Origin of the sequence: Actinomycetospora straminea (genome assembly GCF_028737255.1) — a bacterium.
Lineage (GTDB): Bacteria > Actinomycetota > Actinomycetes > Mycobacteriales > Pseudonocardiaceae > Actinomycetospora > Actinomycetospora straminea.
The window spans coordinates 110,988-136,893 of sequence record NZ_JAQZAN010000018.1; the positions used below are offsets into that span (position 1 = coordinate 110,988).

26 protein-coding genes are annotated in these 25,906 nt (G+C 76.2%); 19 read left to right on the forward strand and 7 right to left on the reverse strand.

All coding sequences use genetic code 11. The features are described 5' to 3' along the window. The first annotated feature begins 49 nt into the window (after positions 1-49). Complete coding sequence (gene ctaD / locus PH190_RS22560) at positions 50-1,816, forward strand: aa3-type cytochrome oxidase subunit I (RefSeq protein ID WP_274233761.1); 1,767 nt, start codon at positions 50-52, stop codon at positions 1,814-1,816. Between the two features lie 3 nt (positions 1,817-1,819). Here ctaD and PH190_RS22565 read toward each other — a convergent pair whose 3' ends face one another. Then, complete coding sequence (locus PH190_RS22565) at positions 1,820-3,283, reverse strand: NAD-dependent succinate-semialdehyde dehydrogenase (RefSeq protein WP_274233762.1); 1,464 nt, start codon at positions 3,281-3,283, stop codon at positions 1,820-1,822. 109 nt (positions 3,284-3,392) lie between these two features. On the opposite strand from PH190_RS22565, the gene PH190_RS22570 reads away from it, so the two are divergent. After that, complete coding sequence (locus tag PH190_RS22570) at positions 3,393-4,922, forward strand: FAD-dependent oxidoreductase (RefSeq protein ID WP_274233763.1); 1,530 nt, start codon at positions 3,393-3,395, stop codon at positions 4,920-4,922. A gap of 115 nt (positions 4,923-5,037) precedes the next feature. After that, on the forward strand, positions 5,038-5,358 hold the full coding sequence (locus PH190_RS22575) for a hypothetical protein (protein ID WP_274233764.1): 321 nt from the start codon (positions 5,038-5,040) through the stop codon (positions 5,356-5,358). 1 nt (position 5,359) lies between these two features. On the opposite strand, the gene PH190_RS22580 is transcribed toward PH190_RS22575, so the two are convergent. Further along, a complete protein-coding gene (locus PH190_RS22580; protein ID WP_274233765.1) occupies positions 5,360-6,019 on the reverse strand; it encodes a TVP38/TMEM64 family protein in 660 nt (219 codons plus the stop codon). A 39-nt stretch (positions 6,020-6,058) separates the two neighbouring features. Next, positions 6,059-6,649 (reverse strand): putative glycolipid-binding domain-containing protein, encoded by a 591-nt coding sequence (locus PH190_RS22585; RefSeq protein WP_274233766.1) that lies wholly within the window; start codon positions 6,647-6,649, stop codon positions 6,059-6,061. A 114-nt stretch (positions 6,650-6,763) separates the two neighbouring features. Between PH190_RS22585 and PH190_RS22590 the strand changes: the two genes are divergently transcribed. The 5 genes from PH190_RS22590 to PH190_RS22610 all read left to right on the forward strand — a co-directional run bounded on the left by PH190_RS22590 (position 6,764) and on the right by PH190_RS22610 (position 12,737). Continuing rightward, the gene (locus PH190_RS22590) at positions 6,764-8,332 is read left to right on the forward strand and encodes a DUF7847 domain-containing protein (RefSeq protein ID WP_274233767.1); all 1,569 of its coding nucleotides are present in this window, start codon (positions 6,764-6,766) and stop codon (positions 8,330-8,332) included. 27 nt (positions 8,333-8,359) lie between these two features. After that, positions 8,360-9,019 (forward strand): DUF4129 domain-containing protein, encoded by a 660-nt coding sequence (locus PH190_RS22595; RefSeq protein ID WP_274233768.1) that lies wholly within the window; start codon positions 8,360-8,362, stop codon positions 9,017-9,019. Next, positions 9,016-10,365, forward strand: a complete 1,350-nt coding sequence (locus PH190_RS22600; RefSeq protein WP_274233769.1) for a DUF4350 domain-containing protein — start codon at positions 9,016-9,018, stop codon at positions 10,363-10,365. The genes PH190_RS22595 and PH190_RS22600 overlap by 4 nt, the downstream gene beginning before the upstream one ends. Before the next feature lie 135 nt (positions 10,366-10,500). Further along, a complete protein-coding gene (locus PH190_RS22605; RefSeq protein WP_274233807.1) occupies positions 10,501-11,430 on the forward strand; it encodes an AAA family ATPase in 930 nt (309 codons plus the stop codon). A 5-nt stretch (positions 11,431-11,435) separates the two neighbouring features. Continuing rightward, positions 11,436-12,737, forward strand: a complete 1,302-nt coding sequence (locus PH190_RS22610) for a DUF58 domain-containing protein (protein WP_274233770.1) — start codon at positions 11,436-11,438, stop codon at positions 12,735-12,737. Here PH190_RS22610 and PH190_RS22615 read toward each other — a convergent pair. The 3 genes from PH190_RS22615 to PH190_RS22625 are packed head-to-tail and all read right to left on the reverse strand — an operon-like array spanning position 12,734 to position 14,621. Beyond that, on the reverse strand, positions 12,734-13,162 hold the full coding sequence (locus PH190_RS22615; RefSeq protein WP_274233771.1) for a VOC family protein: 429 nt from the start codon (positions 13,160-13,162) through the stop codon (positions 12,734-12,736). The genes PH190_RS22610 and PH190_RS22615 overlap by 4 nt on opposite strands. Continuing rightward, complete coding sequence (locus tag PH190_RS22620; RefSeq protein WP_274233772.1) at positions 13,159-13,608, reverse strand: helix-turn-helix transcriptional regulator; 450 nt, start codon at positions 13,606-13,608, stop codon at positions 13,159-13,161. Before PH190_RS22620 ends, PH190_RS22615 begins: the two co-directional genes overlap by 4 nt. Before the next feature lie 5 nt (positions 13,609-13,613). After that, positions 13,614-14,621 carry a stage II sporulation protein M gene (locus PH190_RS22625; protein WP_274233773.1) on the reverse strand — a complete coding sequence of 336 codons (1,008 nt, stop codon included), beginning with the start codon at positions 14,619-14,621 and terminating at the stop codon, positions 13,614-13,616. Between the two features lie 49 nt (positions 14,622-14,670). On the opposite strand from PH190_RS22625, the gene PH190_RS22630 reads away from it, so the two are divergent. From PH190_RS22630 to PH190_RS22650, 5 genes are all read left to right on the forward strand, one after another. Then, complete coding sequence (locus PH190_RS22630) at positions 14,671-15,693, forward strand: RDD family protein (protein ID WP_274233774.1); 1,023 nt, start codon at positions 14,671-14,673, stop codon at positions 15,691-15,693. Positions 15,694-15,923: 230 nt separating this feature from the next. Then, a complete protein-coding gene (locus PH190_RS22635) occupies positions 15,924-16,361 on the forward strand; it encodes a hypothetical protein (protein WP_274233775.1) in 438 nt (145 codons plus the stop codon). Further along, positions 16,358-18,301, forward strand: a complete 1,944-nt coding sequence (locus PH190_RS22640; protein ID WP_274233776.1) for a cytochrome c oxidase assembly protein — start codon at positions 16,358-16,360, stop codon at positions 18,299-18,301. The genes PH190_RS22635 and PH190_RS22640 overlap by 4 nt, the downstream gene beginning before the upstream one ends. Positions 18,302-18,316: 15 nt before the next feature. Further along, on the forward strand, positions 18,317-19,534 hold the full coding sequence (locus PH190_RS22645; protein WP_274233777.1) for an MFS transporter: 1,218 nt from the start codon (positions 18,317-18,319) through the stop codon (positions 19,532-19,534). Between the two features lie 4 nt (positions 19,535-19,538). After that, positions 19,539-20,063, forward strand: coding sequence for a GNAT family N-acetyltransferase (locus PH190_RS22650; protein ID WP_274233778.1), 525 nt, complete (start codon positions 19,539-19,541; stop codon positions 20,061-20,063). Positions 20,064-20,070: 7 nt separating this feature from the next. Here PH190_RS22650 and ilvA read toward each other — a convergent pair whose 3' ends face one another. Further along, positions 20,071-21,348 carry a threonine ammonia-lyase IlvA gene (gene ilvA / locus PH190_RS22655; protein WP_274233779.1) on the reverse strand — a complete coding sequence of 426 codons (1,278 nt, stop codon included), beginning with the start codon at positions 21,346-21,348 and terminating at the stop codon, positions 20,071-20,073. 147 nt (positions 21,349-21,495) lie between these two features. On the opposite strand from ilvA, the gene PH190_RS22660 reads away from it, so the two are divergent. The 6 genes from PH190_RS22660 (at position 21,496) to PH190_RS22685 (ending at position 25,815) form a co-directional block, all read left to right on the forward strand. Further along, entirely contained in the window at positions 21,496-22,608 is a 1,113-nt protein-coding gene (locus tag PH190_RS22660) for a sensor histidine kinase (protein WP_274233780.1), read from the forward strand. Continuing rightward, positions 22,605-23,264 carry a response regulator gene (locus tag PH190_RS22665; protein ID WP_274233781.1) on the forward strand — a complete coding sequence of 220 codons (660 nt, stop codon included), beginning with the start codon at positions 22,605-22,607 and terminating at the stop codon, positions 23,262-23,264. The genes PH190_RS22660 and PH190_RS22665 overlap by 4 nt, the downstream gene beginning before the upstream one ends. Before the next feature lie 138 nt (positions 23,265-23,402). Continuing rightward, positions 23,403-24,878 carry a multicopper oxidase family protein gene (locus tag PH190_RS22670; RefSeq protein WP_274233782.1) on the forward strand — a complete coding sequence of 492 codons (1,476 nt, stop codon included), beginning with the start codon at positions 23,403-23,405 and terminating at the stop codon, positions 24,876-24,878. Then, complete coding sequence (locus PH190_RS22675) at positions 24,871-25,296, forward strand: hypothetical protein (protein ID WP_274233783.1); 426 nt, start codon at positions 24,871-24,873, stop codon at positions 25,294-25,296. Before PH190_RS22670 ends, PH190_RS22675 begins: the two co-directional genes overlap by 8 nt. Positions 25,297-25,301: 5 nt before the next feature. Further along, positions 25,302-25,529 (forward strand): hypothetical protein, encoded by a 228-nt coding sequence (locus PH190_RS22680; protein WP_274233784.1) that lies wholly within the window; start codon positions 25,302-25,304, stop codon positions 25,527-25,529. Next, positions 25,516-25,815, forward strand: coding sequence for a hypothetical protein (locus PH190_RS22685; RefSeq protein WP_274233785.1), 300 nt, complete (start codon positions 25,516-25,518; stop codon positions 25,813-25,815). The genes PH190_RS22680 and PH190_RS22685 overlap by 14 nt, the downstream gene beginning before the upstream one ends. Positions 25,816-25,906 lie beyond the last annotated feature (91 nt).

Genomic DNA, 25,906 nt, shown 5'->3' on the forward strand with positions numbered 1-25,906 from the left:
CACTCCCACACCTCGTATCCGTCGCCGGGACCGAGGAGCTCTGTCGACCATGTCGACCACCTCGCACCGACCGCCCAGGCCGATCGTCACCACGCCGTACCCCCCGCGCGAGGCGAAGCGCGGGTCCGCGTTCGCGCACTACCTGCGGACGACGGACCCCAAGGACATCGCGATCCTCTACCTCGTCACGTCGTTCGCGTTCTTCCTGATCGGCGGGCTCATGGCGCTGCTGATGCGCGCCGAGCTGGCGCAGCCGGGGCTGCAGATCCTGTCGGTGGACCAGTACAACCAGCTGTTCACGATGCACGGCACGATCATGCTGCTGCTCTACGCGACGCCGATCCTGTTCGGCTTCGCCAACTACATCGTGCCGCTGCAGATCGGCGCGCCCGACGTCGCGTTCCCGCGCCTGAACGCCTTCTCGTACTGGCTGTTCCTGTTCGGCGGGACCATCGTCCTGTCCGGGTTCTTCACCCCGGACGGCGCCGCCGCGTTCGGCTGGTTCGCCTACATCCCGCTGTCCGACGTCGTGCACTCGCCGGGGCTGGGCGGTGACCTGTGGCTGCTCGGTCTGGTCGTCGCCGGCCTGGGCACCATCCTCGGTGCCGTCAACTTCGTGACCACCATCGTCTGCCTGCGTGGTCCGGGCATGACGATGTTCCGGATGCCGATCTTCACCTGGAACATCCTGGTGACGGCCATCCTCGTGCTGATGGTGTTCCCGATCCTCACCGCGGCGCTGCTCGGTCTGGAGGCCGACCGGCACCTGGGGGCCCAGCTCTTCGCGCCCGAGCACGGCGGGGCGATCCTCTGGCAGCACCTGTTCTGGTTCTTCGGCCACCCCGAGGTCTACATCGTCGCGCTGCCCTTCTTCGGCATCGTCACCGAGGTCTTCCCGGTGTTCAGCCGCAAGCCGCTCTTCGGCTACAAGACGCTCGTGTTCGCCACCGTGGCGATCGGTGCGCTGTCGGTGGCGGTGTGGGCCCACCACATGTTCGCCACGGGCGCGGTGCTGCTGCCGTTCTTCTCGTTCACCACGTTCCTCATCGCGGTGCCGACCGGCATCAAGTTCTTCAACTGGATCGGCACGATGTGGCGGGGCCAGCTGACGTTCGAGACGCCGATGCTGTTCGCGGTCGGGTTCCTCGTGACGTTCCTGTTCGGTGGCCTCACCGGCGTGCTGCTGGCCAGCCCGCCGCTGGACTTCCACGTGTCGGACTCGTACTTCGTGGTGGCGCACTTCCACTACGTGCTGTTCGGCACGATCGTGTTCGCGACCTACGCCGGCATCTACTTCTGGTTCCCGAAGATGACCGGCCGGATGATGGACGAGCGGCTCGGCAAGTTCCACTTCTGGCTGACCTTCATCGGGTTCCACACGACGTTCCTGGTGCAGCACTGGCTGGGCAACGAGGGCATGCCGCGCCGCTACGCCGACTACGTCGCGACCGACGGGTTCACCGTGCTGAACACGATCTCGACGATCGGGGCGTTCATCCTCGGGGTCTCGACGCTGCCGTTCGTGTGGAACGCGTTCCACAGCTACCGGTACGGCCGGCCGGTGGAGGTCGACGACCCGTGGGGTCACGGGAACTCGCTGGAGTGGGCCACCTCGTGCCCGCCCCCGCGGCACAACTTCCTCGAGCTGCCGCGCATCCGCTCCGAGCGCCCGGCGTTCGAGCTGCACTACCCCCACATGTCCGAGCGCATCCGGCTCGAGGCCCACATCGGGACCTCGGCCCCGGCCGCCGGCGAGGCGGCGGCCGAGGCCGTTGCTCCGGAGCACACCCCGGACGGCGACCCGCGGGACCGGTGAGTCCTACACGTTCATCGCCACGTACTTGATCTCGAGGTACTCGTCGATGCCGACGCTGCCGCCCTCGCGGCCCAGGCCCGACTGCTTCCAGCCGCCGAACGGCGCGCCGGCGTTGGACACCATGCCCTGGTTGAGCCCGACCATGCCGGCCTCGAGGCGCTCGGAGAGGCGGATCGCCCGGCTGAGGTCCCGGGTGTACAGGTAGCTGACCAGCCCGAACTCGGTGTCGTTGGCCGCGCGGATCGCCTCGTCGTCCTCGGTGAACGTGAAGATCGGCGCGACCGGGCCGAAGATCTCCTCCTTGGCCAGACGCGCGGAGGTGGGGACGTCGGCGAGCACGGTCGGCGGGTAGAAGTAGCCGGCTCCCGAGGGCACCTCGCCGCCGGTGCGCACCGTCGCGCCCTTCTGCACGGCGTCGTCGACGAGCTCGGCGACCTTGTCGCGCTGGTCGGCCTCCACCAGCGGCCCGACCTCGACGCCCTCGTCGGTGCCGCGGCCGATCTTCATGTCGCCCATGCGCTCGGTGAGCTTCTTCGTGAACTCCTCGGCGACGTCGGCGTGGACGTAGAACCGGTTGGCCGCGGTGCAGGCCTCGCCGATGTTGCGCATCTTGGCGAGCATCGCCCCCTTGACGGCCTCGTCGACGTCGGCGTCGGCGCAGACGACGAACGGGGCGTTGCCGCCGAGCTCCATCGACGTCTTGAGCACCTGCTCGGCCGACTGCTGGAGCAGCTTCTGCCCGACCTCGGTGGAGCCGGTGAACGACAGCTTGCGGACGCGCCCGTCGGTGATCAGCGGGCCCATCACCTTGCCGGTCGACTTCGTGGTGACGACGTTGAGCACGCCGTCGGGCAGCCCGGCCTCGGCGAGGAGGTCGGCGAGCTTGAGGATCGTCAGCGGGGTGAGCGACGCGGGCTTGATGACCATCGTGCAGCCCGCGGCGATCGCCGGGCCGATCTTGCGGGTGCCCATGGCCAGCGGGAAGTTCCACGGCGTGATGAGCAGGCAGGGCCCGATCGGCTGGCGCATCACGAGGACGCGGCCGCTGCCGGTCGCGTTGACCTTCCACTCGCCGCTGATCCGCACGGCCTCCTCGGAGAACCAGCGGAAGAACTCGGCGGCGTAGGTGATCTCGGCCTTCGACTCGGCGAGCGGTTTGCCCATCTCGAGCGTCATGAGCATGGCGATGTCGTCGGCCCGCTCGGTGATCAGCTCGAACGCGCGGCGCAGGATCTCGCCGCGCTCGCGCGGGGCCGTCGCCGCCCACTCCGGCTGCGCGGCGTGCGCGGCGTCGAGGGCGGCCATCCCGTCCTCGGGGGAGGCGTCGGCGACGTCGCAGAGGATCTCGCCGGTGGAGGGGTCCTCGACGCCGAACGTCCTGCCCTCGGTGGCGTCGCGCACCGACCCGCCGATGATCAGTCCCTTGGTGACCTCGTCGATCACGCGGCGTTCCCGGTCGGTCTGCATGGGTGCCCTCCCGCCTCGACGCGTCGCGGTGGTGTGACGCGTCCTCCGTGGCCGGAAGATGCCCCCGTCCCCGCAGGCTCATGCCGCCCGTCCGGCCTAGGCTCCCTGCGTGCTGCGCGTGCCCGGCCCGTTCCGTCCCCACCACCACGTCACCGCCCGCCCCGACCTCCCGCACCGCGTGGGCCCGGACGCGACGGCGGTGGTGGTCGGCGGCGGCGTCGCCGGCGTCAGCGCCGCCCTGGTGCTCGCCGAGCGCGGCGTGCGGGTGGAGCTGCTGGAGGCCGCGCCGCAGCTCGGGGGGCGTCTCGGCACCTGGGACCGGCGGCTGTCCGACGGCAGCGAGGTGATCGTCGAGCACGGCTACCACGGCTTCTTCCGGCAGTACTACACGCTGCGCGACCTCCTGCGCCGCCTCGACCCGGAGCTCGGCTTCCTGCGCGACGTCGGCGGCTACCCGATCGCGAGCCGGCCCTCGGTCGGCTGGGAGCCCGAGGACTTCACCGCCCTGCCGCGCACACCGCTGCTCAACCTCGTCGCGCTGGTGCTGCGCAGCCCCAGCTTCAAGCTCGGCGAGCTGCGCCACGTCAACGCCGACGAGGCGCTGGCGATGCTGCACTACGACCCGGTCCGCACCTACGCCGAGCACGACCACCGCAGCGCCGCCGAGCTGCTCGACTCCCTCGGCTTCTCCGACCGCGGCCGGGCGATGCTCTTCGAGGTCTTCGCGCACTCGTTCTTCAACGTCGAGCAGCGGTACTCGGCGGCCGAGTTCCTCGCGATGTGCCACTTCTACTTCACCGGCAACCCCGAGGGCCTGGGCATGGACGCCCCGGTCGACGACTACCGCACGACGCTCTGGGACCCCTTCACCCGTCTGCTCGAGAAGCACGGGGCGACGGTGACGACGGGCGCGCGAGCGGTGTCGCTGCGCCCGGACGGGGCGCGCGGATGGGCGGTCGACGTCGAGGGCGAGCCCGCCCGGCAGGCGCGCCACCTCGTCGTCGCGACCGACGTGCCCGCCACCCGGGAGCTCGTCGCCGCCTCGCCGGAGCTGGCCGCCGCCGCGCCCGGGCTGGCCCGCCGGATCGCCGCGCTGCCCAGCGGCGAGCCGTACTTGGTGGCCCGCCTCTACTGCGAGGGCGACGTCGACCCCGCCCGCGCGCCGTTCACCGGCGTCACCCGCGAGCGCGTCCTGGACTCGGTGAGCCTGTTCCACCGGCTCGAGGGCGGGTCGGCGCGCTGGGCCCGAGAGCGCGGCGGGTCGGTCGTCGAGCTGCACTCCTACGCGTGCCCGCCCGCGGCGTCGCGCGACGAGCTGGTGGCCGCGATGCGCGAGGAGCTCACGGCGCTGTGGCCCGAGGCCGCGGACCTGCGGGTCCTCGACGCCGAGTCCCACCGCTACACCAACGCGCCCGGCTTCGACCCCGGCTACCACCTCGTGCGGCCCGGCGTCCTCACCGACGCCCGCGGCCTGCGCCTGGCCGGCGACTGGGTGGCGTGCGAGGTCCCGTCGGCGCTGATGGAGCGCGCGGCGGTCACCGCGGTCACCGCCGCCAACGACGTCCTGCGCGAGGAGGGCGCCGGCCCCGAGCCCATGCGCTCGATCCGGCCGCGGGGGGTGCTGGCGGGGCGTCGGTAGGGCGGGCCGGACCGGAGATCGCTCACACGGGGCGAGCGCGGCGAGCGGCGCGGGGACGCGATACCGTCTGCCCGCCGCCGGCGCAGGACCGGTGCGAGACCCGGGAGGACCCGCAGTGCCGAACCGACGGACGGCCGGTCGCACGGCGGCCCTGGCGGGCGTGCTGCTCGCCGGCGGCATCGCCCTGAGCGCCTGCGTGTTCCCCGCCGAGCCGGCTCCCGGGTCGCCGTCGAGCCCGAACGACTACTCGACGGGCGGTTTCCCGCCGCCCGGTCCCGCGCCGCAGCCGGGCGTCATCACCCCCGACCCGGTCGCGCCGCCCGCCCCCGCCGACGCGCCGCGTCCCGAGGAGGGCCCGGTGCCCACCGAGGGCCCGCCCACCAGCGTCGGCGACGAGCCGGAGCCCGTCCAGCCCGCGCCGCCGCCCGGCAGCTGACTCAGCGCTCCGGCGGGACGGTCGGGGTGCGCGCGCAGAGCAGCACGCCGACCACCCCGATCGCGCCGCTGACCGCGAACACGGCCAGCATCCCCGGGGAGGGCGTGCCGGTCACCGCGTCCCCGAGCAGCACGACCGCCGAGGTGCCCGGGACGAGCCCGATCGCGGTGCCGCCCAGGTAGTGGCGCCAGCGCACGCTGGTGAGCCCGAAGGTGTAGTTCAACGGGGCGAACGGGATCGCGGGCACGAGCCGCGCCGAGGTCACGGCGAGCAGGCCGCGGGCGGAGATCCTCTCCTCGAGGACCCGCACCCGGCCCGCCCCGAGGTGCCGCGCCGCCCGGCCCCCGAGGCGCCGGACCAGCGCGAACGCGGCCGCCGCGGACACCGTGCTGGCCACCAGGCACAGCGCGAGCCCCACCCACGGCCCGAACAGCAGGCCCGCCGACAGCGAGAACGCGGTGCGCGGCAGGGGCGTCGTCGTCACCACGGCGTGCACGAGCAGGAAGGTCACCGGCGCCCAGAGGCCGAGCACGGCGACGCGGTCGCGCACCTCGAGCGCCGTCGGCAACGGCACCGTGAGCAGGAGGACGACCACCGCGAGCGCGGCGGCGGCGAGCACGACCCAGCGAGCGGGGCCGGAGGTCAGGCGCAGCGCGGCCACCCCTCCACCTCGCCGGGACCAGGACCCCGTCGAGGGTACCTAGGCGACGCGCGTGAACAGGCCCTGGTAGGCGACGACGAGGCCGGCCGGGTCGACGGTGATGCCGTACTCGCCGTAGGTCGGGTCGGCGTAGGTGTAGGTCGCGAGACCCCGGGCGTCGTCGGGGCCGCGGCGGTAGACCTGGCGCACGCGGTGGACCGCCAGCGACGGCACGTCGAGCCACGCGACGTCGACGGTCGCCTCGCCGCCGACGGGCAGGCCCAGGCGGCGCACGGGCAGGGCGTTGGTCAGCGGCGACGCGGAGACGTCGACGTCGGTGCAGCCGCGCAGCTCGGGCCACGGGCGGCCGTCGAGGGACCACTCGCCGAGCTGGTCGACCGACAGCGTCACCCGCTCGAGCCCGTCGTCGGCGAGGACCTCGACGAACACGGTGCGGGTGAGCCACGCCCGGTCGGCCACGACGGAGAAGCGCAGCGACCAGGGTCCGGCGCCGTCGCGCATGACCGCCGAGCCGTCGAGGAGGTGCGCGCCGTCGGGGTGCTCGGCGTCGGGCGTGAAGTCGGAGACGGCGCCGTGGGCCAGGCCGTCGGCCACGTCGAGGCGACGCCACAGGGCGGAGTGCAGGGCCACCGGTGGATCGTGGCAGACACGGTGCGGACGATGGACGCGTGCCGGGCGTACACGCGTGGCACGATCACCGCGTCATCGGTCCGGCGCGGGGAGTCACCGGCGCGAGGAGGGAGCGTGCCCGAGGTGAGTGGTCCGTCGTCCGGCTCGTCGTCGGGAACGCCCGGCGAGGACGAGTCCCGGGAGGCGCGTGGCGACGAGCGCACGCCCCCCGAGGGCACGCCCGGCCCCTCGTCCGTCCCGGCCTGGGACCCGAGCGGCGGTGACGCCGGCCCGTCCGGTGCCGCCCCGACCGAGGTGCACCGGACGGGGGAGGGGCAGGGCTTCACCGCTCCCGACGCCGGGAGCGGCTCGAGCTTCGCCCAGCCGGAGTCGAGCCGGCCGACATCGGGCGACGCCGGGCAGGGTCCGGCGGGGTACGGGCAGCAGCCCGGCTACGGGCAGCCGGGTCAGCAGGGCTATGGGCAACCCGGGTACGGGCAGCCCGGTCCGGAGAGCTACGGCCCGGCCGGGCCGGGGAGCTACGGCCAGCAGCCGGGCTACGGCCAGCCCGGGTACGGCCAGCAGCCGGGCTACGGCCAGCCCGGGTACGGCCAGCCCGGGTACGGCCAGCCCGGTCAGCAGGGCTACGGGCAAGCCGGCTACGGGCAACCCGGGTACGGGCAGCCGGGCTACGGCCAGCCCGGCTACGGGCCGCCGGGCCAGCAGGGCTACGGCCAGCCCGGGTACGGCCAGCCCGGCTTCGGCGGCGTGCCGGCGCGGGCCCCCAAGCCCGGGATCGTGCCGCTGCGGCCGCTGGGCCTCGGCGAGATCCTCGACGGCGCGCTGGGCTACATCCGCGCACACCCCAAGATCGTGCTCGGGACGTCCGCGCTGGTCTCGGTGGTCAGCGGTCTCGCCCAGCTGCTCGTGACGCTGTTCGCGCCGGCCGCGACGCCCCCGCTCGGCGGGTCGGCGGATCTCTCGCGCGTCACCGGGCAGGTCGCGGGCTCGAGCGCCTCGTCGGGCATCACCGCCGTGATCACGCTGATCGCGACCGCGGTGCTCACGGGCATCGTCATGGTCGTCATCAGCCGTGCGGTGCTCGGCGCGCCGGTGGACGCCGGCGAGACCTGGCGGGCCGCCCGCACGCGCATCTGGGGCCTCATCGGCGTCGCCCTGCTGGTCGCCCTGATCATCTTCGGTGTCGTGCTCGTCGGCCTCCTCCCCGGGCTGCTCCTGCTGATCGCCGACCCGACCGTCGGGGCGATCGTCATCGGCGTCGGCGCGCTGGCCGCGATCGTCGTCGCGATCTGGCTCGCGGTGATGCTGTCGCTGGCCACGCCCGCCTACGTGCTCGAGGGCATCGGGGTGATCGAGGCGCTGCGCCGGTCGTGGTTCCTCGTCAAGGGGCGCTTCTGGCCGGTGCTCGGTATCCAGCTGCTCGGCGCGATCATCGCGTTCGTCGTCTCGGCGATCATCGCGGTGCCGTTCGGCATCATCGGCGGGATCGCGGCGTTCGGCGGCGGCGGCGGGGGCGTGACACCGCTGCCGCTGCTGCTCCTCACAGCGCTCGGCGGGATCATCGCGAGCACGCTGACGACGCCGTTCCAGGCAGGGGTCACCGGCCTCCTCTACGTCGACCAGCGCATGCGCCGCGAGGGCTTCGACATCGAGCTGCAGCGGGCCGCGGCCGGCGGGCGCTGAGGGACCTGCGTTGATGGACCCGCGCTGATGGACCCGGTGGTGCCCACCGTCCCCGGCGCGCCCGCCCCCGGGACGGTGCCGATCGACATCGGCGCCGATCCCGCCCGCGAGCTCGCCCGCGAGGAGCTCGCGCGGCGGGCCTACCAGGAGGCCGCGCCGGACCCGGTCACGGCGGGGCTGCAGTGGCTCGCCCGACGCCTGGACGAGCTGCTGCGTGCCGCCTCCGACATCTCGCCCGGCGGCGGGTGGGGGCTGCTGGTGCTCGTGGCGGTGCTGGTGGTCGTGGTGGTGCTGGTGCGGCGCCGCTTCGGGCCGGTGGCGCGCACCGCGGCCGCGTCGGGGGCCGTGCTCGGCGACACCGTCCGCACCGCCGACGAGCACCGCCGCCTCGCCGACCGCCACGCCGCCGCCGGCGCCTTCGACGACGCGGTGCGCGAGCGGATGCGGGCGATCGTGCGCTCACTCGAGGAGCGCACGATCCTCGAGCCCCGCCAGGGCCGCACGGCCGGCGACGCGGCGCGCGAGGGCGGGCGGGTGCTGCCCGCCGCGGCCGGGGAGCTGCTCGAGGCCGCGCGGCGGTTCGACGAGACGGTCTACGGCGGCCGCCCGGCCGACGCCGACACCGACGCCCGCCTGCGCGCGGTCGACGCCGCCGTCGCCGCCACCCGCGCGGTGGAGCCCGCGTGACCGACCGCGCGCCCGGCCCGCCGCCCGCCCCGCCGCCCGATCCGACGGCCACCCCGCCGCCCGATCCGACGGCCACCCCGCCGCCCGGTCCGGCGCCCGATCCGCCGCGCGCCCCGGTGATCAACGGGGACTCCCGGCGCCTAGAGGCAGCGAACAGCGCGTTCGCTGCGTCCCGGACCCGCCGCTGGCGCGGGCCGGTGCTGGTGGTGGCGGCGGTGTTGGTCGGCGCGCTGGTCATCGCCGTGCTCGGCGCCGCGCCCCGCACCGGCGGGCTGGACCCCGAGGCCGCGTCGCCCGAGGGCTCGATGGCCCTGGCGCGCCTGCTCACGGGGCAGGGGGTGCGGGTCGAGCCCGTCGCCGACCTCGACGCCGCGACCGCCGGCCCCGGCCGCACGGTGCTCGTGACCTTCCCCGAGCGGATGAGCACCCGCCAGCGCCAGGCCCTCGCGGCGTCGGGGGCCGACCTCGTCGTCGTCCGCCCCGACGAGCGCTCGCTCGCCGCGCTGGCCCCGACCGTGCGCCCCGAGCTGCTCGCCCTCCCCGAGCCCACCGACCCCGCCTGCGGGCTGCCGGCGGCCGTCCGCGCGGGCCCGGTCGACCTCGCCGGCGCCGCCTACGCCACCGACGACCCGACCGCCCAGCGCTGCTACCCCGTCGAGGAGCCGGTCGGCGCGAGCTCGCTCGTCGCGGTCCGCGACCGCGGGCGCACCGTCACCGTCGTCGGCGACGCCGCGCCCTTCACCAACGACGTCCTCGACGAGCAGGGCAACGCCGCGCTCGCGCTCAACCTCCTCGGCGCACACCCCGACCTGCTCTGGTACCTGCCGGTCCCGCCGCCGGCCGAGCCCGGCCAGGAGCGCAGCACCACCGAGCTCCTGCCGAGCGGGTGGATCTGGGGGCCGGTGCAGCTGCTCGTCGCGGGCCTCGCGGTGGCGCTGTGGCGGGGCCGGCGACTCGGGCCGGTGATCACCGAGGACCTGCCGGTCGTGGTCCCCGCGGGCGAGACCGTGCGGGGCCGGGCACGCCTCTACCGGCGCGCCGGGGCCCGCGACCGCGCCGCGGCGGCCCTGCGCGGGGACGCCGTGCGCGACTTGGCGGCGCGGCTCGGTGTCCCGCGCGGCGCGGGCACGCGGGCCGTGGTCGACGCCGTCGCCGCCCGGTCGGGCCGCTCGGTGGCCAAGGTCGGCGGGGTCCTCGACGGGCCCGTCCCCGCCGACGACGCGGCGCTCGTGGCCCTCGCCGGCGACCTCGACGCGCTGCGCCGCAGCGTGCGCGGGACGAACGGGGCCGCGACGGAGACAGCGACGGAGACAGCACCGCGCGACGCACGGGATCCGGCGCCGTGATCGGATGGCGCACGGCGGGGCCGCGGGGTCCCGGGAGGGGAGGGCCGCGTGACGGGCGCGGGCGACACGACGGTCACGAGCACCACGACGGACACCGCCGACCGGACCGTCGGCGGCGACGAGGCGCGCGAGGCCCTGCTGGCGCTGCGCCGCGAGGTGGCCAAGGCCGTCGTCGGGCACGACGCCGCGGTGACCGGGCTCGTCATCGCCCTCCTGAGCCGGCGCCACGTGCTGCTCGAGGGCGTGCCGGGCGTCGCGAAGACCCTGCTCGTGCGGTCGGTCGCCGCCGCGCTGTCGCTCGAGGACCGGCGCGTCCAGTTCACCCCCGACCTCATGCCCGGCGACGTCACCGGCTCGCTGGTCTACGACGCCCGCAGCGCCGAGTTCTCGTTCCGGCCCGGCCCGGTGTTCACGAACCTCCTGCTCGCCGACGAGATCAACCGCACCCCGCCGAAGACCCAGGCGTCGCTCCTGGAGGCGATGGAGGAGTTCCAGGTCTCGGTCGACGGGGTGCCGCGCCCGCTGCCCGACCCGTTCGTCGTCGCCGCGACCCAGAACCCGGTCGAGTACGAGGGCACCTACCCGCTGCCCGAGGCCCAGCTCGACCGGTTCCTGCTCAAGCTCGTGCTGCCCCTGCCCGCCCGCGACGACGAGATCCGGATGCTGGGCCGCCACGCCGAGGGCTTCGACCCCCGCGACCTCGCCGCGGCCGGCGTCCGCCCGGTGGCCGGGCCGGAACACCTGCGCGCCGCACGGGCCGCGGTGTCCCGGGTGACGGTCCGGCCGGAGGTGCTCGCCTACGTCGTCGACCTGTGCCGCGCGACGCGCTCCTCGCCGTCGCTGCGCCTCGGCGTCTCGCCCCGCGGGGCGACGGCGCTGCTGCTCGCGGCGCGCTGCTGGGCGTGGCTGTCGGGGCGGGCGTTCGTGACCCCGGACGACGTGCAGGCCCTCGCCCCGCCCGTCCTGCGCCACCGCGTCGCCGTCCGCGCCGAGGCCGAGCTCGAGGGCGTGACCGCCGACGGGGTCGTGTCCGGGGTGCTCGGCGCCGTGCCGGTGCCGCGCTAGCGGCGATGGCGGTCACCGGGCGCCTCGCGCTCCTCGTCGCCCTGGGGGCGCTGGTCGTGGGCCTCCTCTGGCCCTCGGGCACCGGGGTGCTCGTGGTGTCCGGGGTGCTGGCGCTCGCCGCGGCCGTCGACGCGCTGGTCGCGGTGCCGGTGCGCAGCCTGCGGCTCGAGCGCGAGCGCGACGGGATCGCCACGCTGCGCCTCGGGACGTCGCTGGAGGTCGCGCTGCGCGTCGCGAACCCGGGCCGCCGCCGGGCGAGCCTCGTGCTGCGCGACGCCTGGGAGCCCTCGGCGGGCGCGGTGCCGGCGCGTCACCGGGTGGTGGTGCCGGCGGGGGAGCGGCGCCGGGTGGTGACGACGCTGACCCCGACCCGGCGGGGCGACCGGGACGCCGTGCGGGTCACGGTCCGCTCGATCGGCCCGCTCGGGCTCGCCGCCCGCCAGGGGCGTCGCGACGTCCCGGCCCGTGTGCGGGTGCTGCCCGCGTTCGGGTCGCGGCGCCACCTCCCGTCCCGGCTCGCCCGGCTGCGCGAGCTCGACGGCCGGCGGGCGGTGCAGATCCGCGGGCAGGGCACCGAGTTCGACTCGCTGCGCGAGTACGTCGCCGGCGACGACGTGCGCTCCATCGACTGGCGCGCCTCGGCGCGCTCGACCGACCTGGTGGTGCGGACCTGGCGCCCCGAGCGCGACCGGCACGTGCTCGTCGTCATCGACACCGGCCGCAGCGCCGCGGGCCGGGTCGGCGACGCCCCGCGGCTGGACGCGGCCCTCGACACCGCGCTGCTGCTCGCCGCGCTCGCCTCCCGGGGCGGCGACCGCGTCGACCTGCTCGCCCTCGACCGCGAGGTGCGGGCCTCGGTGCTCGGCGCGACGGCGGGCGACCTGCTCCCCGCGCTGGTCACGGCCATGGCGCCGCTGGAGCCGCGCCTCGTCGAGACCGACATGCGGCTGCTCGCGACCGCGGCGCTGGCGCGGGCCGGTCGGCGCAGCCTCGTCGTGCTCGTCACCGGGCTCGACGAGGCGGCGGTGAGCGAGGGCCTCGACCCCGTCCTCGGGCCCCTGCTGCACCGCCACACCCTGTTGCTGGCCGCGGTCGCCGACCCCGAGCTCGCGACGATGGCGGCGGGCCGCGGGGACGCCGAGGCCGTCTACACCGCGGCCGCGGCCGGCGCGGCGCGCGATGCCCGCCGGCGCACCGCCGAGCGGCTCGCCCGGCGCGGCGTGGAGATCGTCGACGCGGGCCCCGAGGACCTGCCCCCGGCCGTCGCCGACCGCTACCTGGCGCTCAAGGCCGCGGGCCGGCTCTAGCCGAAGTCGGCGGGCGAGAACGCGCGGGGCTCGACCAGCACCAGCCAGTTCCCGGAGTTGTCGCGCATGACGGCCTCGACGCCGTAGGGGCGCTCGGCGGGCTCCTGGGTGAACTCGACGCCGAGCTTCGTCAGGCGCTCGTACTCGGCGCGGCAGTCGTCCGTGGTGAGCCCGAACCCGCCCATCGACCCCTTCGCGAGCGCGCGGCGCACGGCGGTCGCCATCTCCTCGTCGAGCGGCGGGCCGGGGACCATCAGCGTCACCTCGAGCTCGGGCTGCTCCGGGTGCTTGACCGTCACCCAGCGGAAGCCCTCGCCCATGCTGACGTCGGTGCCCTCCACGAACCCCATCACGTCGCAGTAGAACTTCTTCGCCTCGTCCTGGTCGGTGACGTACAGCGTGAGCAGCGAGATGTTGGTGATCATGCGGAGGATTCTCCTCGCGCGGGGCCGGGTCCCGGCTTCTCCGGAGTTGCTCGGTCCGAGAGGCCGTGCATCATCACGAAGCAGCCCGGGATGCGCGGCGGCCCGGTGGGCGCCCAGCGCGCCTGGTACTCCGACGGGCTGCACCCCACGAGGCGGCGGAACCGCGTCGAGAACGACCCGAGCGCCGAGTACCCGACGAGCCAGCAGACCTCGGTGACGGTGAGGTTCGTGGCGCGCAGCAGGTCCTGGGCTCGCTCGACGCGGCGCTCGGTGAGGTAGGCGTGCGGGGTGCGGCCGTAGGTGCGGGCGAAGCAGCGCAGGAAGTGGAACTTCGACAGGCCCGCCGTGGCGGCGAGCGCGTCGAGGTCGAGCGGCTCGGCGTAGTGCCGGTCGATGCGGTCGCGCGCGCGGCGCAGGCCGACGAGCAGGTCCTCGGGGACGGCCACCGCCCTCACCCCGTCGCCGGCAGGGCTGCCCCGCGCCGGTCGGCGGCGAGGTCGGCGAGCGCCGGCGCCGTCGGGCCGTGGCGGCGCACCAGCACCACGCCCCACAGCACGTACGCGACGAACCCGAGCTCGGCGAGCACCCCGATCCCGATCCGCGCCGCGGTCGGCAGCCCCGACGGCGTCACGAACGCCTCGATCACCCCGGAGACGAGCAGCAGCACCCCGACCCCGAGCGCCACCCCGACGGTCGTGCGGCCCTGGCGCGCGAGCGACTCCGAGCGGGTCAGCGGGCCGGGGTCGATCCACGACCAGCCCAGCCGCAGCCCCGCCCCGGCCGCGACGAACAGCGCGGTGAGCTCGAGCAGGCCGTGCGGGGTGATGAGCCCGAAGAACAGGTCGGCGCGCCCGTTGGCGGCGAGGATCCCGCCCGAGATCCCGATGTTGACGACGTTCTGCAGCAGCACCCACAGCACCGGCAGGACCAGCACGCCCGACACGAGGCAGACGGCGGCGAGCCAGACGTTGTTCGTCCACACCCGCGCCGCGAACGAGGACGCCGGGTTCGAGCTGTAGTACGAGGCGAAGTCCTCCTCGACGAGCTGCCGGGTCTCCTCCGGCGGCAGCAGCGCGGCCTGGACGTCGGGGGAGCGCGCCACCCACACCCCGACCGCCACCATGACGACCGAGCACACCGTCAGCGTCGTCAGCCACCACCGCCACGACGCGGCGAGCGCGACGGCGAAGCCGACACCGGCGAAGCGGGTGAGGTCGCGCCACGACGCCGTCGCCGACCCGGTGATCGCCGTCCGGGCCCGCGCGACCAGCGTCGACAGTCGCGCGACCAGCGCCGGGTCGGGCGAGGTTGACCGCACGACCGACAGGTGGGTGGCCGTCCGCTCGTAGAGCGCGACGACCTCGTCGACCTCGGCGCCGGTCCAGCGGCGGCGGTCGAGCAGGTCCGCCAGGCGGTCCCACTCGGGCCGGTGCGCGGCCACGTACGCGTCGACGTCCACGATCACGGATCCTCCCACCGATCCGCCCGCCCGCTGGCACGATGGCGCCGTGGACCGGGTGGTGATCGGCGAGGCCGTCGAGCTGGACGTGCGCACCGCCCGGCTGCCCAGCCGCGCGCTCGGCCTCGCACTGGACGTGATCATCATGATCGCGCTGCTGGTGGCGGTGCTGCTGACGATGTCGCTGGCCGGGGCGGAGGTCGACGAGGCGCTCGGGGCGGCGGTCAGCATCGTCATCACGGTCGGCGTGTTCGTCGGCTACCCGCTGCTCTGGGAGACGCTGACGCGCGGCCGCTCGCCCGGGAAGTACGCGATGGGGCTGCGGGTGGTGCGCACCGACGGCGGGCCGATCGTGTTCCGCCACGCCCTGGCCCGCGCGCTGGCCGGGTTCATCGTCGACTTCGGGCTGCTCTCGCTGTTCACGGGGCTGGTCGGGGTCGTGGTGTCGGCGAGCTCGGCGCGCGGCCAGCGGGTCGGCGACCTGCTCGCCGGCACCGTCGTCGTCCGCGAACGGCTCCCCGGCTCGGCCCTCGACGGCCTCCCGCCCGCCGACCCGCGGTTGGCCGCCTGGGCCCGGCAGTGCGAGCTGGCCCTGCCCGACGACCTCGCCCTCGCCGCCCGCCAGTTCCTCGTCCGCGCGGCCCAGCTCGCCGGCCCCCGCCGCGCCGAGCTGGGCGCCCTCCTGGCCGCCGACGTCGCCGCCCGCGTCGCCCCGCCCCCGCCGCCCGGCGTCCCGCCCGAGGCCTACCTGCTCGCGGTGCTGGGGGAGCGGCGGCGGCGGGAGTCCGCGCGGCTCGGGGCGACGCCGTGGGCCGGGGCCCCGACCGACGGCTCCGGAACCTCAGCCGGCATGCAGCCGGCGTACGCCGCCGCACCCGGGCCGGGCCTCCCGGCGGGGCACGGCTCGCCCCGGCTCGCCGGCCCCGTCCCACCACCCGCACCGGTGCCGACCTCGCCCTGGCCCGGCGCCGCCGCCGCACCGTCAGCACCGTCGGCCTCGCCGTGGGCGGCCGGCCCGCCGTCGGAGGCGCCGGCGCCCTCGAGCTCGACGGGCTTCGCGCCGCCGGGCTGAGGACCGGCCCGCAGGGAGGAGCCGCCGCGTCTCGGACCAGCCCGTGTGCCCCGACGAGCCGGTGGCGGACCCGTGTCCTCGGGACACGGGTCGCGTCTCGACGAGCCGCGGTCGAGCCCGGGGCTCGCTCCGACGGGACGCTCCGGGCACCGACGCACCTTTCGGACACCGGCCGGCGCGGGCGGCACCCCGCGGCCGGGTCCGGCCCGCCTCCTTGTCACGATCGGGGCGTGTCCCCCGACCCGGCCGCGAGCCCGGCCACCGACGCCGGCGCGTCGGAGGAGCCGGGCCGGCGCCGGCCCGGGATCGCCGTCGCCGCGCCGGTCCTCGGCGCGATGGCGCTGGTCAGCGCCTGGACCGGGTGGGGCGGGCTCGCGCTGGGCCTGCTCGCGGTGGTCGTCGCGCTCGCCGCCCTGGCCCGCCTGCGCGGTCGTCCCGGCCGGCGCGGTCCGGTGGCCGGGCTCGCGCTCGGGGTCGTCGCCGTCGCGGTCGCGGTGGCGGTCGAGGGGAGCACGCTCGCCGGGGCCGTCACCTACCTCGAGACCGGCGGGGTCCGCACCCTCGACGAGTGCATGCGCCAGGCGCAGAACGAGAAGGAACAGCACGTCTGCAAGTCCCAGCACCTCGAGGAGTACCGCGCCCGCTATCCCGACCGGCTCGATCCGTGAGTCGACGCGCGCTGGTGGCGGGCACGGTCGCGCTCGGCCTGCTCGCGTCGGCGGTGGCGGTGGTCGTCCGCGGCCCGCGCGGCTACCCGGAGCTCGGTCTCGCGGACCCGGGGGCGGTGGTCCGGGTGCTGGTCCCGGTGCTGCGCACGGTCGTGGACCTCGCGGCGTCGGCGACGATCGGGGGGCTGCTCGTCGCGCTCGTCGTCGCCACCCCCGCCGTCGGCGCCGGCGCGTTCAGCGACACCGGCCGGCGCGCCCTCCGCGTGGCGCGCGGGGCCGCGTGGGTCGGCGCGGGCGCGGCGGCGCTCTCGGTGCCCGCGAGCCTGGCCGACTCCACCGGCGGGCGGGTCCCGCTGGGCCCGGACCTCGTCACCGTGATGCTCGCGCGCGGCGAGCCGGTGAGCTGGCTCCTCGCCGCCGTCCTCGGGGTGGTGACGGCGGTCGCGTCGGGTGAGGTCCGGCGCTGGAGCGGCGGCGCGGGCGTACTCGCGGTGGCCGTGGCGGCCCTGCTGGTCCCGGTGGCGACCGGGCACGCGGCGGACGGCGTCGGCCACGACCTGGCCCTGCCGGCGACGGCCGGGCACGTGGTCGCCGCCGCGGTGTGGACCGGCACGCTCGCGGTGCTCGCCCTGGTCGGGGGCGACGGGAGAGCGCGGTGGCGGGCCGCGCGGATCGGCACGGCCGCCGGCGCGGTCACGATCGCCTCCGGGGTGCTCGCCGCCGTCGTCGCCCTCACCGGCCCCGGCGGCGCGTCCGCGGGCCTCGACTGGACCGTCCTCGTCCTGCTCACCGCCGCGCTCGGCGTGCTCGCGGCCGGGGTGCTGTGGCGCCGGCGCGCCGGCCGCGCCGCCTGGCCGGTCGAGCTCGCGGTCCTCGCCGTCGTCACGGGCCTGTCGGCGGTCGCGACGCGGGCGGTGCCGCCGGTCCAGGCGCCGGGCGCCGCGACCACGCCGACGGCGGTCCTCGGTTACGGGCTCGCGGCCGCGCCCACCCCGGCGGTCCTGTCCACCTCCTGGCGCCCCGAGCTCGCCTCGCTGACGCTGGCGGTCCTCGTCGCCGCGCTCTACGCCGGGGGCCTGCGCCGCCTCGCCCGCGAGGGCGCCCGGTGGCCGCTCGGGCGCAGCGTCGCGTGGTTCGCGGGGTGCGCGCTGCTCGTCGTCGCCACGTCGTCGGGGCTCGGGCGGTACGGACCGGCGGTGCTCAGCGTCCACATCGCGGGACACATGCTCGTCGCCACGGCGGTGCCGCTGCTCTGGGCGCTCGGTGCGCCGGTGATCCTCGCGCGCCGGACGCTGCCCGAGGCGCCGCCCGGGGGACCGGAGGGCCCGGCGGACTGGCTGGAGCACCTGCTCGCGGCGGCGACCCTGCGCCGGGCGAGCCACCCCGTCGTGGCGCTCGCGCTCGTCGTCGGCTCGCCGGCGCTGCTCTACCTGACCCCGGTGTTCGCGCTGACCCAGCCGCTCGGGTGGCTGCAGCCGCTGATGACGCTGTGGTTCCTGCTGGTCGGGGTGCTGTTCCTGGGCCCGCTGGTCGCCGGGCCGCCGGACGGGCCGGGCCTGCCGCACCTCGCGCGGCTGACGTTCCTGCTGGCGTCGATGCCGGTGCACGCGCTGGTCGGGCTGGCGCTGCTCGCCGCGGACCACCCGGTGTCACGGACGCCGGTGCTCCCCGCCGACGGCGGCAGCGGGCAGCTCTTCGTCGACGACTTCTTCGTGCGCCTGCGCCTGCCCTGGGCTCCGGACCTGCTCGCCGACCAGCACCTTGCCGGCGTCCTGACGTGGCTGCTCGGCGACCTCCCGCTGCTCGCCGGGGTGCTCGCGGTGCTCGTCGCGTGGTCGCGGCACGCCCGCACCGAGCACGCCGACGTCCTCGTGGGGCTCGGGTCACGCGGAACTGTCCCACGATGTGAGAGAGGTTTCCTGCGGAGTGGGCCTCGATAGCGTAGACAAGGACCCGTGCGAACCCGTCGACGCTGGGCCGTCCTCGCCGCGGGCGTCGCGGCGCAGACCGCCGCGTCCGCCGTGGTCTACGGCGTCCCGTTCCTCGTGCCGAGCCTGCGCGACGAGCGCGGGCTCTCCCTCGCCGCGGTCGGCGTCGTCGTCGCGGCCCCGACGCTCGGGCTCCTCGTCGCGCTGATCGCCTGGGGCGCGGTGGTCGACCGGGTCGGCGAGCGCCTCCCGATGGCGCTCGGCCTCGGCGCGTGCGGGCTCGTCACCGGCGGGCTCGCGCTGCTCGCGCCGTCGTCGCTGACGATCGCGATCGCCCTGCTGGTGCTCGCCGGCATCGGGGCGGCGTCGGTCAACGCGGCGAGCGGGCGCCTGATCATGGGCTGGTTCGACGTCGAGGAACGCGGCCTCGCCATGGGCATCCGCCAGACCGCGCAGCCCCTCGGGGTCGCCGCGGCCGGGCTCGTGCTGCCGACCCTCGCGGCGCGCGAGGGCTCGCTGCCGGCCCTGGGCTGGCCGGCGCTCGCGTGCGTGGTGTGCGCGGTCGTCGTCGTGCTCGTCGCCGCCGACCCGCCGCGCACCCCCCGCGCCGCCGGCGAGGCCCCGCCCGCCTCGCCGTACCGCAGCGCGGTGCTGCCCCGGGTGCACGCCGCGAGCGCGCTGCTCGTGCTGCCGCAGTTCGCGGTGTCGGCGTTCTCGCTGGAGTACCTGGTCCGCGAGCAGGGCTGGTCGCCGGGCGCGGCGGGCGTGTTCGTCGCCGTCGCGCAGCTGGCCGGGGCGGGCGGGCGGATCGCGAGCGGCTGGTGGTCCGACCGGGTGGGCTCGCGGCTGCGCCCCATGCGCCTGCTCGCCGTCGCCAGCGCCGGGGTGCTCCTCGTCTTCGCGCTCGGCGACCTCACCCTCGGGCTGGTCGCGGTGGCCGCCATCGCCGCGGGGTCGGTCATCACCGTGGCCGACAACGGCCTCGCCTTCACCGCCACCGCCGAGATCGCCGGCACCGCCTGGTCCGGGCGCGCCCTGGGCGTGCAGAACACCACCCAGAACATCGTCGCCACCGCCGCGCCGCCGGTGCTCGGCGCGATCATCGGCGTCTCGAGCTACGCCGCCGGGTTCGCCGTCGCCGCCCTGGCGCCGCTCGCGGCCATCCTCGTCACCCCCGTCGCGTCGGAGCCCGTGCCCGAGCGGGTCGCCGCCCGCGCCGCAGCAGGCCCCGACGGCGGAGAATGATCGGGTGTACTGGACCCTGCGCCGCGCGGTCGACGCCGACGCCGACCGCATCGGCGAGATCACCGTCGCCGGCTGGCGCCACGCCTACCGCGGCATCGTCGCCGACGACCGGCTCGACGCCCTCGACCCCGCCGAGGTCGCGGAGCGCCGCCGCGAGGCGATCGCCGCGCCGGAGCCGATGGCGGTGTTCGTCGCCGACGACGAGCAGGGCCGGGTGCGGGGCTACTGCACCGTCGGCCCGTCGACCGACCCCGACCTCGCCGGGGACACCACGGCGGCGACCAGCGGCGTGCTCTACACCCTCTACCTCGATCCCGAGGTGATCGGCACCGGCGCGGGCGGACTGCTCCACGACGCGGGCGTCGCGCACCTGGCGGCGGCCGGCTTCGCCCGCGCCACCCTCTGGGTCTACACCGCGAACACGAGCGCCCAGGCCTTCTACGCCCACCGCGGCTGGTACGCCGACGGCGAGCCCTACCAGGGGCCGGGCTGGTCGGCGCCCGCCACGCGCTGGGCCAAGGACCTCTAGACGGCCCTCACACCAGGAACCGGAACGCCGGCGACCCCGGCTCCAGCGCCTCGATCTGCAGCGGCGAGCGGGCCATGCGCTCGAGCAGGGGCTCGAGGTCGTCACGCGCCCCGATCTCGACGCCGACCAGCGCCGGGCCCGACTCGCGGTTGTCCTTCTTGACGTACTCGAAGCGCGTGACGTCGTCGTCGGGGCCGAGCACCTCGTCGAGGAAGCGCCGCAGCGCGCCGGGCTCCTGCGGGAACTCGACGAGGAAGTAGTGCTTGAGGCCCTGGAAGCGCAGCGAGCGCTCGATGACCTCGGCGTAGCGCGAGACGTCGTTGTTGCCGCCCGAGAGGACGACGACGACGCGCTCGCCCGGCACGAGGTCGAGGCCCGGACCGTCGGGGCGGATCGCGGCGCCGGCGAGCGCGCCCGCGGGCTCGGCGATGATCCCGTCGGTCTGGTAGAGCGCGAGCATCTCGGTGCAGACCAGGCCCTCGTCGACGGCGACGAGCTCGGCGCCCGAGCGGCGGATGAGCGGGTAGGTCACGGCGCCGGCCTTGCGCACGGCCGCGCCGTCGACGAACCGGTCGAAGCCGTGCTCGTCGAGCACCACCGGGCTGCCCGCGTGCAGGGCGGCGGCGACGTTGCGCGCCCCGGCGGGCTCGACGCCGATGACCCGCGTGCGGGGGTGGGTGGCCTGCAGCCAGGTGGCGGTGCCGGCGAGCAGCCCGCCGCCGCCGACCGGCACGACGACGGTGTCCGGCGCCTCGCCGCCGAGCTGCTCGACGATCTCGGCCATCACCGTGGCCTGGCCGGCGACGGTGCGCGTGTCGTCGAAGGCCGGCACGAGCGTCGCGCCCGTCTCCTCGGCCCACCGCGTCGCCGCGGCCGACGACTCGTCGTAGGTGTCGCCGTCGACGACGAGGTCGATCATCTCGCCGCCGAGCGCCACGATCCGCTCGCGCTTCTGGCGCGGCGTCGTCGACGGGATGACGACGCGCCCGGCGACCCGGTGCGCGGCGCACGCGAACGCGAAGCCCTGCGCGTGGTTGCCGGCGCTCGCGCACACCACTCCGGCGGCGCGGGAGTCCTCGTCGAGCTGGCTGATGAGGTTGTAGGCGCCGCGCAGCTTGTAGGAGCGGCCGACCTGGAGGTCCTCGCGCTTGAACCACACCTCGGTGCCCGTGGCGGCGGACAGGCGCGGGTTGCGCTGCAGCGGGGTCCGCTCGGCAATACCGGACAGACGCTCCGACGCCTCGAGCACCTGCTTCTCGAAGGTCGTACCGCCGTCGCGCGCCATGGGTGTCCCGCTCCTCGTCTCACCAGGGGTTGCGGTCGATGGTAGGTGTCCCCGGATGCGCCGTCCGGCCGTACCCCGGGAGATGCCCGGGTCGCGTACGTCGAGACGCTGACGACAGCGGCCTCCCCGGCCCCTAGCGTGCCCGGGGTGACCCTGGATGTCCGGTCCTGGCGGCCCCCCGCGGCCGACGTCGCCCTGGCCGCGGCGCTCGCGGTCGCGACGGTCCTCGGCACGGTGCTCGTCGCGCAGCCGAGTGATCGTCCCTGGTGGCCCGGCGGCGCCGCCCTCATCGTGGCCACCGCGACGGCGCTCGTCTGGCGTCGCCGCGCCCCGGTGCTCGTGCTCGCCTCGACGCTGGCCACCGTCGCGCCCTACTACTGGATGGCCTACCCCGACGGGCCGGCCTCGCTGATGGTGGCCGTCGCGATGTACACGGTCGCGACCCGGCTGAGCTGGCCGCGCTCGACGGCGATCGGGGTCGTGCTCTTCGCGGTGTGGGTCACCCTCGACCGCCTGATCTCGCTGCGCGAGGGCGCCGTGGACGCGCCCGACCGCGACCGCTTCATGTGGATCATCGTCACCGTGGCCGTCGGCGTCGCCGTCGGGGGCCTGCGGCGCGCCCAGACCGCGGCCACCGAGCAGGCGCAGGAGCAGGCGCGGCGACGGGTGGAGCAGGAACGCCTGCGCCTGGCCCGCGAGGTCCACGACGTCGTCTCGCACAGCCTCGCGATGATCGCGGTGCAGGCCGGCGTCGGTGCCCACGTCGCCGACCGCCGCCCCGAGCAGGCCGTCGCCGCCCTGCTCGAGATCAAGGAGGCCAGCCGGGCGGCGCTCGCGGAGCTGCGCACCACGCTCGACGTGCTGCGGGAGTCCGAGCCGGCCGACGCGCCGGGGCTCGCGCGCCTCGACGAGGTGGCGCGGGTCGCGGGGCTGGCGGGCGTCGAGGTCGAGGTCCGGGGGAGCGCGGGACGCCCCGACCCGGTGGTCGACGGCGCGGCGTTCCGGATCGTGCGCGAGGCGGTCACCAACGCCGTGCGCCACGCCCGGCAGGCGCGCCGGGTCGTCGTCGACCTCGCCCACGACGGCGGCGACGTGCGGGTCCGGGTGGCCGACGACGGCGGGCCGGTCGAGGCCGTGACGCCGGGGCACGGCCTGCGGGGGCTCGCCGAGCACGCCGCCGCGGTGGGCGGGCGGTCGACGGTGGCGCCCGGACCGGACGGGGTGGTCGTCGAGGCGGTGCTGCCGGCGGTGTCCCGGTGACCACCGTGGCACTGGCCGACGACCAGCAGCTCGTCCGCGCCGGCCTGCGTGTCCTGCTCGAGACCGAGGACGGCTTCACCGTGGTCGGCGAGGCGGCCGACGGCGACGAGGCGGTCGCCCTCGTGCGCGCCACCCGTCCCGACGTCGCGGTGATGGACGTGCGCATGCCCGGCGTCGACGGGCTCACCGCGCTGGAGACGATCGTCGCCGACCCGGAGCTCGCGGCCACCGCCGTGCTCGTGCTGACCACCTTCGACCTCGACGAGTACGTCTACCGCGCGCTGCGCGCCGGCGCCTCGGGCTTCCTGCTCAAGGACGCCGAGCCGGCCGACCTCGTGCGCGCCATCGCGCTGGTGGCGCGCGGCGACGCGCTGCTGGCGCCGACCGTCACCCGCCGCCTCATCGGGGAGTTCGCCCGCCGGCCGCAGCCGCACGTGTCCGCGGCGCGCCTGGACGTCCTCACCCCGCGCGAGCGGGAGGTCCTCGCGCTGGTCGGCGCCGGGCTCACCAACGACGAGATCGCCGCGCGCCTCGTCATCAGCACCGCCACCGCCCGCACCCACGTCGGGCGGCTGCTCACCAAGCTCGACGCCCGCGACCGCCCGGCGCTCGTGGTGATCGCCTACGAGACCGGGGTGTGCGCTCCGCGCAGGTGAGCACTTCGGAGTGCTGGAGCACTTCTTTCTGCTCACGAGCGCGGAGCGCACCTCGGGGTCCGTACGTCCCGAGGCGTACGCGCCGGACACGTCGCCGGGCCGACGCCCCGGTACCCCGGTCCCGGCGACGCTTCGCCCGTGTCCCCCCTGTCCCGGCGCTCCTTCCTCGGCGCCACCCTCGCGGCCGGCGCCGTGGCCGGGCTCGCCGCGGCCGGCTGCTCCACCGGCGCGCCGCCGGTCCGGTCCCGGCCGCCGGCGCGCCCGCTCGCGATCCCTCCTCTCGCGCCGTCGTCGACCGACGCCGGTGGCCGTCGGGTGTTCGCCCTGACCGCCGCCCCCGGCACGTCGACGTTCCTCGACGGCCTCGCGACCCCGACCTGGGGCTACGGCGGCCTGCCCTTCGGCGGGCCGACGCTCCGGGTCCGGCGCGGCGAGGAGGTCGTCGTGCGCGTCACCAACCGCCTGCCCGAGACCACGACCACCCACTGGCACGGCATGACCCTGCCCGCGCGGATGGACGGCGGCCCGCACCAGCCGATCGCCCCCGGCGCGACCTGGGAGGCGTCGTGGCGCGTCGACCAGCCCGCAGCGACGCTCTGGTACCACCCGCACCCGCACGGGGCGACCGAGCGCCACGTCCACCGCGGCCTGTCCGGCCTGGTCCTCGTCGTCGACGACGTCCCCGTCGCCCTGCCCGACCGCTACGGCGTCGACGACGTCCCGGTCGTGCTCACCGACCGCAGCTTCACCCGCGACGGCGCGTTCGACGAGCAGCACCGCAACGCCGTCGGCCTGCTCGGCGACACGGTGCTGGTCAACGGCACGGTCGCGCCCTACCTCGACGTGCGGACCACCCGGGTGCGGCTGCGGGTGCTCAACGCCTCACCCGCGCGCAGCTACCGGATCGGTGTCGGGTCGCCGGTCACCCTCGTCGGCACCGACGGCGGCCTGCTCCCGGCGCCACGGGTGGTCGACGACGTCCTGCTCACCCCGGGGGAGCGGGCGGAGATCGTCGTCGACTGCACGCCGGGCCGGCGGACGGTGCTGCGCTCGCGGCCCGACGACCTCGGCGCGGTCAACGGCGTCGCCGCGGCCGCGGGCGGGGCGGACGCGTTCGACCTCCTCGAGCTCCGCCCCGCCGAGCGGCTGTCACCCTCGCCCGCGGTGCCCGCCGTGCTGTCGCGGGAGGCGCCGCTGGCGGCGCCGGCCGAGGGGTCGACCGTGCGGCGGTTCGTGCTGTCGAACAACCGGATCAACGGCCTCGCGATGGACACGACCCGCGTCGACGAGGTGGTGCCGGTCGGCGCGACCGAGACCTGGGAGTTCACCAACCGGCACACGCAGCCGCACAACATCCACGTCCACGACGCCCGCCTGCAGGTGCTCGACGGGCCGGCCGCCGGGCGGGCGTGGAAGGACACGGTCGCCGTCGCGCCGGGGACCACCGTGCGGGCGCTCGTGCGCGTGGGTCCGTACGCCGATCCGGAGGTGCCTTACATGCTCCACTGCCACCTGCTGCGCCACGAGGACGACGGCATGATGCTGCAGTTCCTGGTGGTCGGACCGGGTCAGCGGCCGGCGACGACCATCGCGGCGGGACACGACCATGGGTGACGGCGGCGCGTTCCGGGCGCTCTTCCGGGTCGTGGTGCTGCTGCACGCGGCCCTGACCCTCGTGCAGCCGGTCGCGGCCGGCGCGGTCCTGCAGGCCTCGACGGTCGGGCTGGCCGTCCACCAGGCCGTCGGCGGCGTCCTGCTGCTCGTGGCCTTCGTCCAGGTCCCGGTCGCAGTGCTGGCCTGGCGCCCGGGGCGGCTGCCGGCCTGGCCGATCGCGGTGTCGGCGGGCCTGGTGGTGGTCGAGACGGCGCAGGTCGCGGTGGGGGCCACGGGCGTGCTGGCGGTGCACGTCCCCCTGGGCGTGGCGATCGTGGGCGCCGCGGTGGGGCTGGCCTGGTGGGCGGTGCGGGCGCGCCCGCCGGCCCGGCCGGCACGGCGAGTGCCACCCTCTCCGCCTCGGCAGGCAGTACGGTGAAAGGTATGGCGACGCGGAAGGTCACCTACTCGCTCGACGAGGCCGCGGTGGAGCTGGCCGAGGCCTCGGCGCGGCGCGCCGGGCTGTCGACATCGGCGTGGCTCTCCCGCGCGGCGCGGCGCGAGGCCGTCCGTCAGGGCGCCGGCACGGTGTGGGGCGACGCGGCGGGCGAGGCCGCCGCCGACGACGCCGACCTCGCAGCGGCGGAGGACGAGGTCCGTGCGTCGCGGTGAGCTCCGTCGCTACACCCGCCCGTCGTCGCCGGAGGTCCCCCGCGCGGTCGTGCTCCTGTCGAGCGACGGCATCAACGAGTCGCCGCGACCGTGGCTCCTCGGCATCGAGCTGCGGACGCAGGACCCCGGCGACGTCCTGGCGATCCCCGTCGGGGGCGGGCGGGTCGCCTACGCCGGCGACCTGACACGGCTGTACCGCGCGTGGGTCGGCGAACGTCTCGGCGTGCTCGACGCCACGACGCTGGCCCGCATCGACGGCGCGCTCCGGGCGGCGCTGGACCTGTGATCGGCGGCATCGAGAGATCCGCCTGAGACGCGACCGGCCTTGTCGGTGGTCGGTGCTAACCCTCGTCCCACGGCACGGACGAGGGAGACGC